At 58.8% G+C, this 15,133-nt stretch carries 12 protein-coding genes and 1 pseudogene; 6 read left to right on the top strand and 7 right to left on the bottom strand.

Annotated features, from left to right (window positions below; genetic code table 11):
* Positions 1 to 122: 122 nt before the first annotated feature.
* Positions 123 to 911, top strand: coding sequence for a S24 family peptidase (locus tag EI291_RS07885; RefSeq protein ID WP_240635432.1), 789 nt, complete (start codon positions 123 to 125; stop codon positions 909 to 911).
* Positions 912 to 1,119: 208 nt separating this feature from the next.
* On the opposite strand, the gene EI291_RS07890 is transcribed toward EI291_RS07885, so the two are convergent.
* Positions 1,120 to 1,587, bottom strand: a complete 468-nt coding sequence (locus tag EI291_RS07890) for a hypothetical protein (protein WP_125419260.1) — start codon at positions 1,585 to 1,587, stop codon at positions 1,120 to 1,122.
* Between the two features lie 234 nt (positions 1,588 to 1,821).
* On the opposite strand from EI291_RS07890, the gene EI291_RS07895 reads away from it, so the two are divergent.
* Positions 1,822 to 2,580, top strand: a complete 759-nt coding sequence (locus tag EI291_RS07895; RefSeq protein WP_125419261.1) for an SDR family NAD(P)-dependent oxidoreductase — start codon at positions 1,822 to 1,824, stop codon at positions 2,578 to 2,580.
* Positions 2,581 to 2,719: 139 nt separating this feature from the next.
* On the opposite strand, the gene EI291_RS07900 is transcribed toward EI291_RS07895, so the two are convergent.
* Positions 2,720 to 3,085 (bottom strand): hypothetical protein, encoded by a 366-nt coding sequence (locus EI291_RS07900; protein WP_125419262.1) that lies wholly within the window; start codon positions 3,083 to 3,085, stop codon positions 2,720 to 2,722.
* A 313-nt stretch (positions 3,086 to 3,398) separates the two neighbouring features.
* Between EI291_RS07900 and EI291_RS07905 the strand changes: the two genes are divergently transcribed.
* Both EI291_RS07905 and EI291_RS23335 read left to right on the top strand, forming a co-directional pair.
* Positions 3,399 to 3,998 carry a C40 family peptidase gene (locus tag EI291_RS07905; RefSeq protein WP_125419263.1) on the top strand — a complete coding sequence of 200 codons (600 nt, stop codon included), beginning with the start codon at positions 3,399 to 3,401 and terminating at the stop codon, positions 3,996 to 3,998.
* A gap of 356 nt (positions 3,999 to 4,354) precedes the next feature.
* A pseudogene (locus EI291_RS23335) lies at positions 4,355 to 4,516 on the top strand (YkvA family protein); the annotation flags it as partial.
* 415 nt (positions 4,517 to 4,931) lie between these two features.
* Here the strand turns inward: EI291_RS23335 and EI291_RS07915 are convergent.
* The 5 genes from EI291_RS07915 to EI291_RS07935 form a co-directional block, all read right to left on the bottom strand.
* Entirely contained in the window at positions 4,932 to 5,204 is a 273-nt protein-coding gene (locus EI291_RS07915) for an acyl carrier protein (protein WP_125419264.1), read from the bottom strand.
* A 176-nt stretch (positions 5,205 to 5,380) separates the two neighbouring features.
* Entirely contained in the window at positions 5,381 to 8,854 is a 3,474-nt protein-coding gene (locus EI291_RS07920) for an efflux RND transporter permease subunit (RefSeq protein WP_125419265.1), read from the bottom strand.
* 31 nt (positions 8,855 to 8,885) lie between these two features.
* Positions 8,886 to 10,007 (bottom strand): efflux RND transporter periplasmic adaptor subunit, encoded by a 1,122-nt coding sequence (locus EI291_RS07925; protein ID WP_125419266.1) that lies wholly within the window; start codon positions 10,005 to 10,007, stop codon positions 8,886 to 8,888.
* A gap of 105 nt (positions 10,008 to 10,112) precedes the next feature.
* A complete protein-coding gene (locus EI291_RS07930) occupies positions 10,113 to 11,804 on the bottom strand; it encodes a TolC family protein (RefSeq protein WP_125419267.1) in 1,692 nt (563 codons plus the stop codon).
* Positions 11,805 to 11,828: 24 nt separating this feature from the next.
* Positions 11,829 to 12,443, bottom strand: a complete 615-nt coding sequence (locus EI291_RS07935; protein WP_125419268.1) for a TetR/AcrR family transcriptional regulator — start codon at positions 12,441 to 12,443, stop codon at positions 11,829 to 11,831.
* 217 nt (positions 12,444 to 12,660) lie between these two features.
* On the opposite strand from EI291_RS07935, the gene ispF reads away from it, so the two are divergent.
* On the top strand, positions 12,661 to 13,137 hold the full coding sequence (gene ispF / locus EI291_RS07940; protein WP_125419269.1) for a 2-C-methyl-D-erythritol 2,4-cyclodiphosphate synthase: 477 nt from the start codon (positions 12,661 to 12,663) through the stop codon (positions 13,135 to 13,137).
* 91 nt (positions 13,138 to 13,228) lie between these two features.
* Complete coding sequence (locus EI291_RS07945) at positions 13,229 to 14,914, top strand: M28 family peptidase (protein WP_125419270.1); 1,686 nt, start codon at positions 13,229 to 13,231, stop codon at positions 14,912 to 14,914.
* Positions 14,915 to 15,133: the final 219 nt, after the last annotated feature.

Raw genomic sequence — 15,133 nt, forward strand, 5'->3', positions numbered from 1 at the left:
TACTTACAGTTAACTTACAAATTCATTACTGAAATCTGAGCAGTAATGACCTTAAATAGATGAAACAACCTGATAACCAGACAGAAAAATTACCGGCCGTAGTTTCCAGAATTCAGGAAATAATGGAACAGTATGCCCTCAACGCTAACAGTCTGGCCAAGCGGCTGGGCTATGTGGCGACCAGTAAGCTGTATGGTATCCTGAATGGTTCGGCTCCATCGTTTGGGACGCTGACCGATATTCTGGAAGAGTTTCCCGAGGTTTCAACCGACTGGCTGGTATTAGGTCGGGGGCCGATGCTGCGGGGTACGGACGAGAAGCCCCCCCAGCTGCTGCAGCAGGTGCGGGGGGAAAATGTGGTGGTGGTAACGGTAGATGGAGCGGGCAACGAAAACACGGTGTTCGTGCCAATCCCGGCGCAGGCGGGGTACAGCGTTCAGCACAATGAGGCCGTGTACTATCAGCAGCTGGACCAGTACCGTCTGCCAGGCTTTGAGAAGGGCGAGTACCGGGCGTTTGAGGTATCAGGCGACAGTATGGAGCCCACCATTCACCACCGGGACGTGGTGGTATGCAGCCGGGTGGAGGAGCTGCGGCTGCTGGAGCCGGGAGAGATTTACGTAGTGGTTACGTCGGAATCGGTGATGCTGAAGCGCATTAAGAAGCCGGTGCGTTCTTCCGATACAGAGGTGACACTACACTCTGACAATCCGCACCGCTACCCCTACACGATGGAAACCCGGGACATTGGGGAGTTGTGGAGGGTACGGGGCTACGTGTCGAGCTACATCCCCAGCGCCCCGGATGTAACGGTGGAGCGGCTGTGGGAAGTCATCGAGCAACTGGGCTTTGACCGGAGTACGGTACGTCGTCACTTGGACGAAGGTGCTACCTCTGACGCTACCCTATAAAAACAAGAAGTCACTGACTCTCTGACAGCGGCTTGATATACAGTATTTTACCGAGCGTTTCGTGGTAATGGATTGAGTCCAATAAGGGGCTCTCAAGCGCCGCTTTCAGCAATGGAAGCGGCGCTTTTTTGCTTTAATGCCACAAAAAAGAGGCGGCCCCGATTGAATCGGGGCCGCCTCTTTTTAAGCTATGCGTGGGTTTGCTGGCTTACAGGTCAGCGGCGTAGTCGTCCTCACCGTAGCTGCGGGTGGCACCACGGTACACCGAGTCGCTGGATTTGTTCCAAGTGGTGTCTTCGTCGCGGCTGCCGCGATAAGTTTCGCCTTTGGGGCTGTTTTTGGAGCGCAGGGCCAACCAGCTCAGACCGCCTACCAGCAGAGCGCCACCAATTACTTTCTGCGTCGGCGAGAGGCTGTTTACCTGGTCAACGGCTTTCGTGCTGAAATCCTTGGCTTTCGCGCTTAGGTCCTTTACCTGCTGGGAAAGCTGGTTTACATCAATGTTCTTCAGCCACTGCTGCTGATCCAGCCAGGATTTCTGCTGGCCTTCCGAGCGGGACGACTCCTGCGAGGGAGCTACTGCTTCCAAGGACGAGCCATTTACTTCGCTGGCGGGCGTAAAGGTGATGTGCTTATGGGCAGGAGCGCCGGGCTGATTTGATTTTTGCGTGCTCATGGAGAGGAGGGTTCGTGATAGGAAGGAAGATAGTCTGACCATCAGGCCATTTGCATCCCTATTCGTGAAAAGCCGACAGAAGGTTGCCAGAAGATTTGCCCGGCCGCATGCGGCCTTGCCCGCTGGCGTTAGGCCTGGGTCAGGCAGTAATGGGTATAAACTCTACCGTACCGGCAAACATCCGGCCCGGCTTCCCGTTAGGAAAAGCATCTGTCATTGCCTTTTCTACCGAATATGCCCTTCACTCCCCTCTCCGACGCCAATAAACGCTTTCAGGATAAAGTATGTCTAGTTACCGGTGCCACCTCGGGTATCGGGCAGGCCGTGGCGGTGCGCATGGGTCGGGAAGGCGGGCGCGTGGCTGTTCTGGGCCGCGACGCCGAGGATGGCAAAACCACGGTGCAGCTCATTAAACAAGCCGGCGGCGAAGCCCTGTTTATCCGCACGGACGTCAGCAAGGACAGCCAATTGGTGCACGCCGTGGAGCGCACGCTCAAAGAATGGGGCCGCGTAGACGTGTTGGTGGATAACGCCGGTATGATGACGTTTGAGCCCATTCTCAAGCTCGACCCCAAAGACTGGGACCACCTGATGCAGGTGAATCTGCGGCCACTGTTCCGGCTCTGCCAGCTCTGCCTGCCTCACATGAAGAAAGGCAGCATTGTAGCCGTCAGCTCCGTGCACGCCCAGCAGACCACTGCCAACGTGGTGCCTTACGCTACCAGCAAAGGAGCCATTGAGGCTTTTGTACGGGGCCTTAGCCAGGAAATTCCGCACAATCATGCCCGCATCAACGCCGTGGCACCCGGTGCCGTGGATACGCCCATGCTCTGGAGCAACCCCAACGTAAAAAGCGGCAAGGAGAAGATTACCGGCCAGGTAGGCACGCCCGAGGAACTGGCCGCCGCCATCTGCTTCGTAGCTTCCGCCGAAGCCAACTTCATGAACGGCACTACCCTGGTAGTGGATGGTGGCCGTCTGGCGGCCTTATAAGCAGTAAAAAGGTAAAATGGTGAGTCTGACGTTCGGACGGCACCAATAGCATGCAGCCGCCCCATTATCCTCTGGTTATGCCAGGGATGATGGGGCGGCTCCTGTTTAATCAGAACGTCAAACCCACTACTTCACCACCTCACGATTTCACCTTCGGCGTAGGGTGCCGCTCGGCGGGGCCAGGTAGCGGCTTGCCCTGGGCGTAGAGGTGGGCGTTCAGTTCGGCAGCATTGCGCGCCTCTACCTCGAAGGGGATATTATAATAGCCGTGCCGCATCCAGTCGCGCAGGTAGCGGATCAGGAAACCCAGCCGCCCATACTGCTGAAACTGCCGGATGTGCTCCATTTCGTGCGCCACCCAAAAAGGGTCCTGCAGGAACTGCGCCCGGCTCACCCCACTCAGATGAATGCTGTTACCCAGCACCATAGCCACATTAGTGGCTCCCAGCTTGGCGCGGGCCACCCGGGCAAACGGAGAGTTTTCGACGATACGGGGGAGTTGCATAAAGCAAAATAAAAGTGGGCGAAATGTACGGAAGGCCACAACGGGAGGTTGCTAAATCGGTTATTAATTTTCTATCGTTTAGTTGTGTCTTTAGAAGAAATCTGTAGAAAATCGGGGCAAAATCGGTTCAGTCTAAAATTTTGGACTTAGCTTTAACCAATGGCCGTCGTCAAATCTACCGGTTTCGTCGGCCAGAAAGGTCTTATTTTCTCTCTTTTGTCATCCGGGTTTTCCGGTTGCCTATCGATTAGCACACAGCACGCATATCCCGTTCGGCTGACCCCAGCGGGCCTTCTTTCTCCCACGACGGACAATGAAAAACAGCATTCTGTATTGCCTCGCCGCGGCCTCGATGGTCCTGTCTTTTTTCTTCGAACAAAATCCTACTGCCACGGCCGCTTCGCCGCTGGCTATTACGCAAGAAGCCTCCCTGCTCGGCAGCCTGTTCTCGGGTGATGAAGAAGCCCGCGTACTCACCGCTTCCGACTCCGTAGCCTACGATAAAGTGGCGCACCGCTTGGGCATTGAGGCCAGCTACGACGCCGATAAAAACCTGCTTGAAACCGTGGTATCGTGGTTGGGCACTCCTTACCGCTACGGCAGCAACAGCAAAAGCGGCACCGACTGCTCCGGGTTTGTTACCCGCGTTTTCAAAGAAGCCTACGGAATTACCCTGCAGCGTAGCTCCCGCTCCATGTTCACCAGCGTGAAGCACGTGCAGAAAGACGAAATGCAGACCGGCGACCTAGTATTCTTCCGCCGGGGTCCGGGCCAGCCCATCTACCATGTGGGCATCTACCTGAAAGATGGCAAGTTTGCTCATTCGGCCTGCGGAGGCGGCGTTATGGTAAGCTCCCTGAACCAAGCTTACTACAGCCGCAATTTCTACGCCGCCGGCCGCGTAGAGCGCTAAGCTCCCAGCCGCCAGCTTTTTCCAACGCTTCGTTCCTGCCGAACGGAGCGTTTTTGTTTTTTCTGCGACCTTCGGGCCGGAAAACCATTTGAGCCAAAGTGCGGTATAGCACACGGCCGGAAATCGGTATTTCTGTCTCCACTCCTTTCTCTCCCTCCGCAGCCATGGACAAACAGACTCCCAAAGGCCAGGACATAGCCTCCTCCCCTATTTTCAAGAAATTCGTCGGGAAAGCCGAGGAATACATAAAGAAGCCCACGCGCATGAAGCAGCTGCTGAATGACGCGTACACCAAAGCCAGCGACAAAAAGGATGTGGGCTCTATTGCCCACGAAGCCTGGGAAACCCTGCAAACCATGCTGCGCCTGATTCGCACGTCGATATCGGGGGAGTACACGGGTCTGCCCACTTCCACGGTTGTGGCGGCCGTAGCCGTAACCATCTACTTCCTGAGCCCCATCGACCTGATTCCGGACTTCATTCCGGTACTGGGTTTGCTGGATGACGTGGCGCTGGTAGCGTGGTTCAGCACGACTATTAAGGAAGAAATGGACAAGTTTCTGGAGTGGGAGAAAACCCGCCCCAGCGTGGTGGAAGATGCCACGGTGGTAGAGGATGAGCCCAAAGCTTCGCAGCCCCGCTCGGCTTCGGGCCATGCCGCTTCCAGCGCCAACGCCTCCAGTTCCGATCAAACCTCGGCTACGCTGCACCACGACGTGGCCTCCACGACCACCGACAGCAGCCGGGAGCCCAGCGCTACCGCCGAAAGCCGCCCCAACGGCGGTGATACCGGCGGCAACGTGCGCTAACCCGCATTCTGCATACACGAGGAAGCCCCGTGGGAGCGGCCGCACGAGCAGTGCGCCGCCCCCACGGGGCTTCATACGTTTGGTAATGGGTACTGCTTGGCGGCTAATACCCGCCAGTGGATACTTACGCAGCCTGCTGTTGAGCAGGCGTGTGCGTTACTACGTACTTCACAAAATCACCCACGGTAGCCAACGGCACTTCATCCGGGATGGTGATGTGAAAGTTACGCTCCAATTCCAGAATGATGTCCACGACATCCACCGTGTCGAAGCCGAACTCCCGGCTCAGATCGGTACCGATACGCAGGCGGCGGGCCTTGATGGCCTTGCGCTTGCTGATAATGCGCAGCACTTGCTGCTGAATGGTTTTGGGGGCGGTAGTCGTTGAGATGACCATAAGAGGAACGACAGGGGTACAGGGGAGAAAAAAAGCGAGCAAACATGGCTGGCTCCAGCACTGGCCCGCCCGTTCGGGCGGATGAGTATTCAGGGGCCTGCAATGGTTGCAAGTCACGAGAGAAAAAAAGCAACGACCGGACCACCGGGTAGTGGCCCGGTCATTGCAGAAACCGCTTAGTGCGAAAGCACCGGCGGACGGGCAGCCTCTACCTCTTCGGCATCGGCTACGGGTTCACGAGTACCTTTCAGGCGCAGCTTCAGGCTTTCGCTCAGCAGGTACATCACCGGCACTACCAGCAGGGTAATGGCCGTGGCAAATACCAGCCCGAAGATGATGGTCCAGGCCAGCGGGCCCCAGAACACCACCGACTCGCCGCCGATGAAGAAGTGGGCGTGGCCGGATGCGAACAGCTCGTAGAAGTCGATGTTCAGACCAATGGCCAGCGGAATCAGGCCCAGCGTGGCGGCCGTGGCCGTCAGGATTACCGGGTTGAGGCGGGTACGACCGGCCAGTACAATGGCTTCGCGTAGCGGCATACCCTGGGCCCGCAGGATATCGGTGAATTCCACCAGCAGAATCCCGTTCTTCACCACAATACCGGCCAAAGCAATAATACCTACCCCGGTCATTACGATGGAGATGTTCTGGCCCGTAATAGCTAGGCCCCAGAACACGCCGGCAATGGAAAACAGCACTTCCGAGAGGATGATAACCGGCTTGCTGAACGAGTTGAACTGCGTCACGAGAATCAGGAAGATGAGTGCCAGAGCACCTAAACCAGCCAGGGGCAGGAAGTCGGTGGTTTCCTTCTGGTCTTCCTCGGCACCGCCCATCTTGATGGTGTAGCCGGCCGGCGTGGGGAACGACTGGAGCGCGGTGCGGATATTAGCCACTACATCAGGACCGGTGTAGCCGTTGAGCACGTTGGAGCTGATGGTGATGACGCGCTTGGTGTCCTTGCGCCGGATGCCGCCGTAGGTGCTGCCGTAGGTTACCTGGGCAATGGACGAAATGGGCACCTGCCGCACCGCACCAGTGGCGTCGCGGAACGTGAGTGGGGCGTTGATGATGGCGTCCACGTCGTTGCGGTAGGGCTTAGCGTAGCGCACCTGCACGGGGTACTCATCGTCGGAGGTTTTGAATTTGCTGGCTTCCGAGCCGTAGATGGCCGTGCGCACTTCCAGACCAATCTGGCCGGTGCTGATGCCTTCCCGGTTGGCGCGGGTCCGGTCGATGTTCACGGCAATTTCGGGGTTGCGGTCCTCCAGGTTGGAGCGCAGGGCTTCCACGCCGCCGATGTTGAGCGAATCGACGTAGCGGGTCACCTTTTTGCTGAGCTTGGCCAACGTGGGGTAGTCGTCGCCAATCACCTCAATGGCAATGGGTTTCTGCTGGGGCGGACCGCTGGCTTCCTGGTCCACCGAAATTTCGGCGCCGGGAATACCTTTCACTACCTCCCGGATTTTATCCATGTAGGTGCCGGTGGCTGGGCCGGTCCGGTCGCTGAGCTCCTTGAAGGCCACGGCTACCTTGCCCATGTTCGACATAGCCGTACCGCTCGACGACGAAGCGTCGCTCGGGTCGCCGGCCCCGATGGCCACGTTGGTAATCACCGATTCCACGTCGGGGTTGTTGCGGCCAATCACGCCGTAGATGCGGTTTTCCAGTACTTTGGTAATGGAGTCCGTAATTTCTACGCGGGTGCCTACCGGCATTTTCAGGTAGGTGTAGATGAATTTCGGGTCACCTTTGGGGAAGAAGTCCACCTTGGGCCCACGAATACCGATGGCCACAAACGAACCCACGAACAGCACAATCACGCCCACCATCACTAGTGCGGGGTGGCTGATGGCCCAGCGCACCAGGTTGGCGTAGCCGTTCTGGAACTTGGGCAAGGCGCGGGTCTGGAACCAGGCAATCATCTTCACCAGCACAAACTTGTCGAGCAGGATGAAGCCGGCCAGGGCCAGGCAGATATTGCCGATAAAGTGACCTATCAGGCCGCTGGTTTCGCCATCGGGGCCAACTTCGGGCGTAGCGCCCAAAGCCAGCACGTTGAACAGGATACCCAAAGCCACCAGTACGCCCACGGCAATTTTGAGGCCTTTGCTCAGTTTGGGCTTGCTGTGCAGGTCTTCCTCGAAGTGCTCCTCGCGCTCCATGAAGCTCACGGCAAACACCGGGTTCATGATGAAGGCCACCACCAGCGACGACATCAGGGTGATGATGAGCGTAACGGGCAGGTAGTACATGAACGAGCCCACAATGCCGGGCCAGAACATCAGCGGCACGAAGGGGGCCACCGTGGTGAGCGTACCGGCCAGTACCGGCACGAATACCTCGCCGGCGGCGAATTTGGCGGCCTTTTCGGTGCTCAGCTCGGGGTGCTCGTGCAACAGGCGGTGGGTGTTTTCGATTACCACAATGGCATCGTCCACCACAATGCCCAGCGCCAGCAGGAAGGCGAAGAGCACAATCATATTCAGCGAGAAATCGAAGCCCGGGATAATCAGGAAGGCCAGGAACATCGAAATCGGCACGGACAGGCCCACGAACATGGCGTTGGTGGTGCCCATGAAGAACAGCAGAATGGCCGTTACCAGCAGGAAGCCGATAACGATGGTGTTGATCAGGTCGTGCAGCGTAACGCGGGTGTCGTTGGAGGTGTCACCGGTGATGGTCACCTTCAGCTCGGTGGGCAGCGTCTTCTCGGCGTCCTTCACCAGCGCCTTGATTTTATCGGAGGCATCGATGAGGTTTTCGCCCTGGCGCTTCACCACGTTCAGGGTAATGGCGGGCTTGCCGTCGAGGCGGGCGTAGGACTCCCGGTCCTTGAAGCCGTCCGTCACGGTGGCAATGTCGCCGAGGCGTACGGCGGCCCCGTTCAGGTTTTTCACCTGAATGTCGGCAATGTCCTCGGCGCGCACGTACTGGCCGGCCACACGCACGGCCCGCTTCTGGGAGCCTACGTCCACGGAGCCGCCCGAGATGGTCACGTTTTCGCGGGCAATAGCGTTGCTGATGTCGGAGAAGCCCAGGCGCGAGGCCCGCAGCTTGTTCAGGTCCACGTCCACGTTTACCTGCTGGTCGAGGGCCCCTACGATGTCCACGCGGGTAATTTCGGGCAGGGCCTCAATCTTATCCTGGAAGTCGTCGGCGTACTTTTTGAGCTGGGCGGCGGGCAGGTTGCCGCTCAGGTTCACGAACATGATGGGCTGCTCCGAAATGTTGATTTCCTTCACCGTGGGCGGCGAGGGCAAATCGTTGGGCAGCTCGGGCGCGGCTTTATCCACGGCGTCCTTCACCAGCTGCTTGGCGTACTGCACGTCCACGCCCGAGTTGAACTCGATGTCGACAATACAGTAGTCCTGGTTGGAGGTGGAGTTGATTTTCTTCACCCCGTTGATGCCCTTCAGCTCCTTTTCGAGCTGGCGCGTCACCAGGTTTTCGATATCCGCCGGCGAGGTACCGGGGTAAATAGTGGCCACGATAATCCGCGGAATCACGATGTCGGGAAACTTCTCCTTGCCCAGCTTGATGTAGGCAAAAATCCCCGCCACGCACAGCAGCACCGTGATAATGTAGATGCTGGTTTTATTATTAATCGACCAACTGGTCGGCCCAAACTCTTTCTCTAGATCCTGCATATTGTTGGGGTTTTGGCGGTTTGTGCAACGCCTACAGCGTCACCAGCTGACCTTCGTTCAGGGTCTGGTAGCCGGCCGAAATCACCTGGTCGCCGGCCTGCAGGCCACCGGTTACTTCCACTTTGCCGTTGTAGGTCTGGCCGGTCTGGATGATGCGCTTGGCGGCTACTTTCTTGCCGCCTTTCTCGCCTACTACCAGCACGTAGTTGTTCTGCTCGTCTTTCTGCACCAAGTCCACGGGCAGCACGGTGGCGCTCTGGCGGGCGTAGTTCTGGATGCGCACGTTGGCTACCATGTTGGGGCGCAGCTGGCCGGCCTTGCTGCCGCTCAGGCGCAGCTCGGTAGTGAACGTGCGGCTGGTGGGGTTGATGGTGCTGGATACTACCCGTACGGTAGCGGGCAGCTCCTCATTACCCAGGTCCGGAATGGTTACCAGGGCCTGGTCGCCGGCCTTGATGCGGGAGGCGTAGGCTTCCGATACATCGGCCAGAATCTTGCCGGTGCCGCTGCTGCTGATGAGCTTTACCACGGGCGCGCCGGGCGCTACGGTTTCGCCCAGCTTCGGCACTACATCATCCACGGTACCCGAGAACGGGGCCACCACGGTGTAGAGGGCGCGCTGCTGGTTGAGGGTAGCCAGGTTGCGCTGCAGGGCCTGGTAGTTGTTTTTGGCCTGCAGGTATTGAATTTCGGTGCCAATCTGCTGTTTCCAGAGGCGGTCCTGCTTCTCATATACCACGCGGGCTAGGTCCATGCGGGTGCGCAGCTCGGCAATGCTGGCGTCGAGGATGCTGGCGTCTACGGTAGCCAGGGTCTGGCCCTTGCTCACCCGGTCGCCGCGTTGCACGCGCAGACTGGTAAGGGTACCGGCGGCGCGGGCGGCCACGTTGGCATTCTGGTCGAAGTCTACGCGGCCCTGCAGCTCCAGGTAGCTCTTGAAGCTTTCGGGGGCTACTTTAATCACGGAAACCGGCGTGGCCTGGGCGGCGGCACCTTCGGCCTTGGCACCGGTTTTAGCTTCCAGTTCGGCAATTTTGGCCTGGTTGGCAGCCTGTTCTTTTTTCAGCTTGGCCAGCTCCGCTTTAGGGTCTTTGTCGCCGCAGGCGGTCAGTAAGCCCAGAGTCAGGAGAAAGGCAGGAGTAATGAATTTCATGGAGTAAGGAGCTAGTAGCTAGGAGAGAGGAGCCGGAATGAGAAAAAGAAAACAGCGTAGTGGGGTCAGCAGCTTCCAGCTCCTAGCTTCTGACTCCCAGCTCCTTTATTTCTTGGCCTGGTTGTACAGCTCGCCGGTGGCTTTGTCCCGGTCTACTTTGGCTACCAGCACGTCGTAAATGGCCGCGTAGTAGTTGGTCTGGGCTTCGCGGAGGCTGGTTTCGGCCGTTACCACTTCCAGGTTGGACCCTACCCCCTCCTGAAACTTGATACGCGACACGCGGGCCACATCGGCAGCCAGATCAAGGTTGGCTTTCTGATTGTCCAGCACATCCAGGGCGTTGATGAGCGTGGTGCGGCTCTGGGCATCCTGCAAATCGATGCTCTGGCGCAACGTTTCAAAGCCTTTCTCGATGGTTTGTTGGGCAATGCGCGCCTGCTGTACCTGGTACTTGCGGCGGAAACCATCGAATACCGGAATCTGCAGACTCAGGCCCACATTGCCGAACCCAAACCAGTTCTGGTTAGGGAAACCGTTGGCCGCCCGCGAGTCGGGGCCCCGGAAGGCAAACAGGTCGCCGGGCTGCTTGGCCGAGCCCGAGAAGCCGTACGCCGCCGTAGCCAGCAGGCGCGGATAGGCACCGGCCCGACGGTTGGCCAAGTCAAGGCCAGCCAGGGCCTGCTGGGTTTCCAGCGTGCTGAACTCAATGCGGTTGTTGTAGTTGAAGGCGGCCGCCAACTGACCGGTACGTGCTCCGCTGAGAGCCGTCTGCTGATCCTGCTGACGCTGGGCGTCGGTGTTGCCGGAGGTCGGAGCTGTACCAGTAGGCACATTGCCCAGGCCGGTAACACCGCCACCATTCGTGGCACTGACTACGCCCAAGCGCTGGCGCAGGGCACCGGCATCCACCACGGCGGCCCCCAGCGAGTCAGTCAGCTGCACGGTCTGGCTTTGGGGCAGGCCCATCTGGAATTTCAGCAGGGCCACGCTCAACTCGGTGAGGCGCTGGGCTTTCTGCTGCTCCACCAGCAGGTTGTTGCGCTGCACCTGCAGGCGCTGCACGTCCAGCTTCTCGGCAAAACCAGCCTTAAAAGTTTCGTTGGTTTGATACAGTACCGTATCGAGGCGCTGTACGTTACGGGCCAGCAGGGCGAGGCGGGCACGGGCGACCAGCGTACTGTAGTACGCTTTGCTCACTTGCTCCACCACGTCAATTTCGGCTTGCTGCGTCTGCTTCTTAGCCAGATCCTCATATACCTTGGCGGCTTTCAGGCCGATGAGGTAGGATCCATCGAACAGCAGCTGCGACACGGAGGCGCTGGTGTTGCCGGCCCACTGCAAACCAAAGGCAAACGCCTGCGGTGGCACCGGTTCCCGGGGCAGGGTTACCGTTCCCAGATTCACCGTCTGCCCGCCCTGAGCGGCGGCAATATCAGCCTGGGTAAGGGTGGTAGCCGAGCTGCCACCGCCCAACGCCCCGAAATCAACCAAGCTTTTCTGCAGCTTGAAGTTGTCGGCCACGTTGGCGGCCACGTTCACCTGGGGCAGGCCGGCGGCCTTGATTTCGCCCACTTTGGCTCGGGCCGTCTGCTCGTTCAGGCGCGTCGAAAGCAACGACGACTTGTTCTTCACGGCGAAATCGATGGCTTGCTGCAGGCTCAGGGGCATCAGGCCCACGGCTGCGGAGGTGGCCAGCGCCGGCTGCGGAGCCGGGGCCGTCTGCGCCAGGGCGGCCCCGGCGGGGGCCAGCAGGCCCGGCCCGGCGGCCAGCAGCATAACGCGGAGGTTGTTTTTCATAACAGGGAAAGCAGGTGATGAAGCTTATTCTTCTTCCGTCACGTGACGGTACTCATTCAGTAGTTTGTGGCCTTTCAGAGACACCACGCCCAGCAGGAAATGCTCATTGCATGCCATCTGCACCCGCATCTGGTCGAACTGCGCGTGCGGGAATACTTCTGGGTCGAAGAGCACGTCAATCTGGGCCAGGCGCAGACGTGAGAGCACCTCAATGTCGAGGTCGGCGCGGTAGAGGCCTTCCTGCACGCCCCGGCGCAGGTTGGCCTGAATCTGCTGCAGAATGAAGCTGCTCTTGTGCTCGTGGAACAGGCCCCAGGCGGCGGGGTAGTACTTGCGCAAGTCGTGGATGGCGTTGGGGTTCACATTGGCAAACTGCCGTTTGGCCCAGTCCATCATCTGCACCATCTCGTCCACGGCGTTGCGGGCGTGGCCGATGATGCCTTCGCACTCGCCCTGTACTCCGGTCAGGTGATTATGAATGACGGCCGATACAATCTGGTCCTTGTTTTCGAACCATTTGTAGAGCGTCTTCTTCGAGATACCCAAGTGGGTAGCAATGTCGTCCATCGACACGCTCTTAATCCCGTTGCGGGTGAAGAGGCCGATGGCGGCGTGCAGGATTCGGTCTTTTATTTCCATGATTACGACAGCAAAGGTACTGCGGAAACTTTTACTGATTCCATAGTTTCCATTAATTTTTTGCTATCCTTTTTCATCCGGGCAAGTCGTGCCGCTGGTACCGACGCGTAACGGCCGGTTTTACTTTACCGGGAGCCAACATTTTTCCCCGTCCCCAACGGCGCGGTTGCCGTACCTTGCCAGCCAATTCCCGTTTTCTTTTCCCCTTCCGACCCCTATGAAAATCCGGACCGGCTTCGGCTACGACGTTCACCAGCTGCAGGAGGGCCTGCCCTTCTGGCTCGGCGGTATTCAGGTGCCGCACACCCACGGGGCCCTCGGCCACTCCGACGCCGACGTGCTCATCCACGTTATCTGCGACGCGCTGCTGGGCGCGGCCAACCTGCGCGATATTGGCTTTCACTTCCCCGACACCGATCCGCAGTACAAGGGCATCGACAGCAAGCGGCTACTGAAGGAAGTGGTGCGCCTGCTCACGGAGCGCGGCTACACCATCAGCAACATCGACTCCACCATCTGCCTCGAAGCCCCCAAAGTCAACCCCCACATTGCCGAGATGCAGCGCGTGCTGGCCGAGGTAATGGGCATCGACGCCGAGGATATCAGCATCAAAGCCACCACCACTGAGAAGCTGGGCTTCGTGGGCCGCCGCGAAGGCGTGGCCGCTTACGCCTCGGTACTCATCACCAAGTAGCCAAAACGCGGCTGCAAGCGGCCATACGTGCAGCCTTTTGCCGGCTTGTTGTCTTTAGCCCACCTCTCTCCTACCAACCTTCCTACTCTGTATGAAAAAAACTTCCCTGCTCACTTGGCTGCTGGCGGCGGGCGTGGCTACCTCGGCGGTAGCCCAGGCCCCCGAGAAAGTCAAGGTGAAAACCAAGCGCAAAGCCAAAACCGAAGTAACGGCCGCGCCGGTGCTGGAAACCGCCGCCCCGGCAGCAACGGCCGCTGACCTGGCTCAGACCTACGCCGAAACCATTACTCAGGCCGATTTGCGGCAGCACCTTTCCGTGCTGGCTTCGGATGCCTACGAAGGCCGCGAAACCGGCGAGAAGGGCCAGAAAATGGCCGCCGAATACATTGCCAAGCAGTTCGCCGAGCTGGGCCTGAAGGGCCCGGTGCAGGGTTCCGACAACCCCTACCTGCAGCACTTTACCATGGTGCGCAGCTCCTGGGCTGATGGCGCTACGCTTAAAGTGGGCAAAGACACCTACAAGTGGCTGACGGATTTCTACGCCCTCGGCGGCAACGGCTTCGCGCAGGAAACCGCCGTGCAGCCCGTGTTTGCCGGCTACGGCATTGAGCAGGACGGCTACTCCGACTACGCCGCCCTGGGCGACGTGAAGGGCAAGGACCTGCTGATTCTGCTGGGCGAGCCTCAGAACGATAAAGGGGCTGCTTTGCTGGGCAAAGATGGTCAGAACAGCAAGTGGGGCCAGGATTTCCGGGCCAAGCTCACGCTGGCCGCCCAGAAAGGTGCCCGCTCGGTGTTCTTCGTGGATTTCAACCCCAACAGCAACTTCGAGAAGCTGGCCGCCCGCATGACGCCATACATCAGCCGGCCCAGCATTGCGTTCAAGGAAGCTTCCCAGACCACGCGCCCCACGGCCTACTTCGTGAGCCCGGCCGTTGGCTACAAGTTGATGGGCACCACCGCCCCGGCCGTAACCAAGTACACAGCCGCCGTAAGCAAGGCCGCCAAGCCCACGGCCAGCCCCTTCAAGCCTGCTAAAATCATGGTGAAAGCCCCCAAGAAAATGGAGGACTTCACTACCGAAAACGTGCTGGGCTACCTGGAAGGCACCGACCTGAAAGATGAGGTAATGGTCCTGTCGGCCCACTACGACCACATCGGTATCATCAACGGCGAGGTGCATAACGGCGCCGACGACGATGGCTCGGGCACGGTATCGGTACTGGAAATGGCGCAGGCCTTCACCAAAGCCAAAGCCGAAGGTCACGGCCCCCGTCGCAGCATCCTGTTCCTGACGGTAACCGGTGAGGAAAAGGGCCTGCTGGGCTCCGAGTACTACACCGACCACCCCATCTTCCCGCTGCAAAGCACCGTGGTGGACCTGAACACCGACATGGTGGGCCGCACCGACAAGGACCACGAGGGCAAGGACGATTACGTGTACGTCATCGGTTCCGACAAGCTCAGTTCGGAGTTGCACACCATTCTGCAGGCCCAGAACCAGAAGTACACCAAGATGGACCTGGACTTCCGCTTCAACGACCCGGAAGACCCCAACCGCTTCTACTACCGCTCCGACCACTACAACTTTGCCAAGCACGGCATTCCGGTGGCCTTCTTCTTCAACGGCGTGCACGATGACTACCACGGCCCGGGAGACGAAATCGAGAAAATCGAATTCCCCAAAATGGAGAAGCGCGCCCGCCTGGTGTTCTACACCGCCTGGGACCTGGCCAACCGCGACAAGCGCATTGTAGTGGATTCGAACAAGAAATAACGCAGGAATGAACTGATGAAAGACGTGTCATTGCGAGGCGCAGCCGAAGCAATCTGTCCTTTTCCAAGCACCCAGCTCTGACCTATTCTAAGGCCCCTGACGTCCACGCTGGTGTCAGGGGCTTTTTATATTTCGGGGTTTCTGCCATTGGAAAGGACGGATTGCTTCGGCTGCGCCTCGCAATGACATCGGCTCTTATCACTTAAAAAACCCGCCGAA

Origin of the sequence: Hymenobacter rigui (assembly GCF_003944715.1) — a bacterium.
Classification (GTDB): Bacteria; Bacteroidota; Bacteroidia; order Cytophagales; family Hymenobacteraceae; genus Hymenobacter; species Hymenobacter rigui.

Excerpts from the sequence above, each read along its gene's own strand:
- EI291_RS07895 (WP_125419261.1), top strand. The coding sequence starts at position 1,822 with ATGCCCTTCACTCCCCTCTCCGACGCCAATAAACGCTTTCAGGATAAA.
- EI291_RS07920 (WP_125419265.1), bottom strand. The coding sequence starts at position 8,854 with ATGCAGGATCTAGAGAAAGAGTTTGGGCCGACCAGTTGGTCGATTAAT.
- ispF (WP_125419269.1), top strand. The coding sequence starts at position 12,661 with ATGAAAATCCGGACCGGCTTCGGCTACGACGTTCACCAGCTGCAGGAG.
- EI291_RS07915 (WP_125419264.1), bottom strand. The coding sequence starts at position 5,204 with ATGGTCATCTCAACGACTACCGCCCCCAAAACCATTCAGCAGCAAGTG.
- EI291_RS07925 (WP_125419266.1), bottom strand. The coding sequence starts at position 10,007 with ATGAAATTCATTACTCCTGCCTTTCTCCTGACTCTGGGCTTACTGACC.
- EI291_RS07885 (WP_240635432.1), top strand. The coding sequence starts at position 123 with ATGGAACAGTATGCCCTCAACGCTAACAGTCTGGCCAAGCGGCTGGGC.
- EI291_RS07945 (WP_125419270.1), top strand. The coding sequence starts at position 13,229 with ATGAAAAAAACTTCCCTGCTCACTTGGCTGCTGGCGGCGGGCGTGGCT.
- EI291_RS07890 (WP_125419260.1), bottom strand. The coding sequence starts at position 1,587 with ATGAGCACGCAAAAATCAAATCAGCCCGGCGCTCCTGCCCATAAGCAC.
- EI291_RS07900 (WP_125419262.1), bottom strand. The coding sequence starts at position 3,085 with ATGCAACTCCCCCGTATCGTCGAAAACTCTCCGTTTGCCCGGGTGGCC.
- EI291_RS07930 (WP_125419267.1), bottom strand. The coding sequence starts at position 11,804 with ATGAAAAACAACCTCCGCGTTATGCTGCTGGCCGCCGGGCCGGGCCTG.
- EI291_RS07905 (WP_125419263.1), top strand. The coding sequence starts at position 3,399 with ATGAAAAACAGCATTCTGTATTGCCTCGCCGCGGCCTCGATGGTCCTG.
- EI291_RS07935 (WP_125419268.1), bottom strand. The coding sequence starts at position 12,443 with ATGGAAATAAAAGACCGAATCCTGCACGCCGCCATCGGCCTCTTCACC.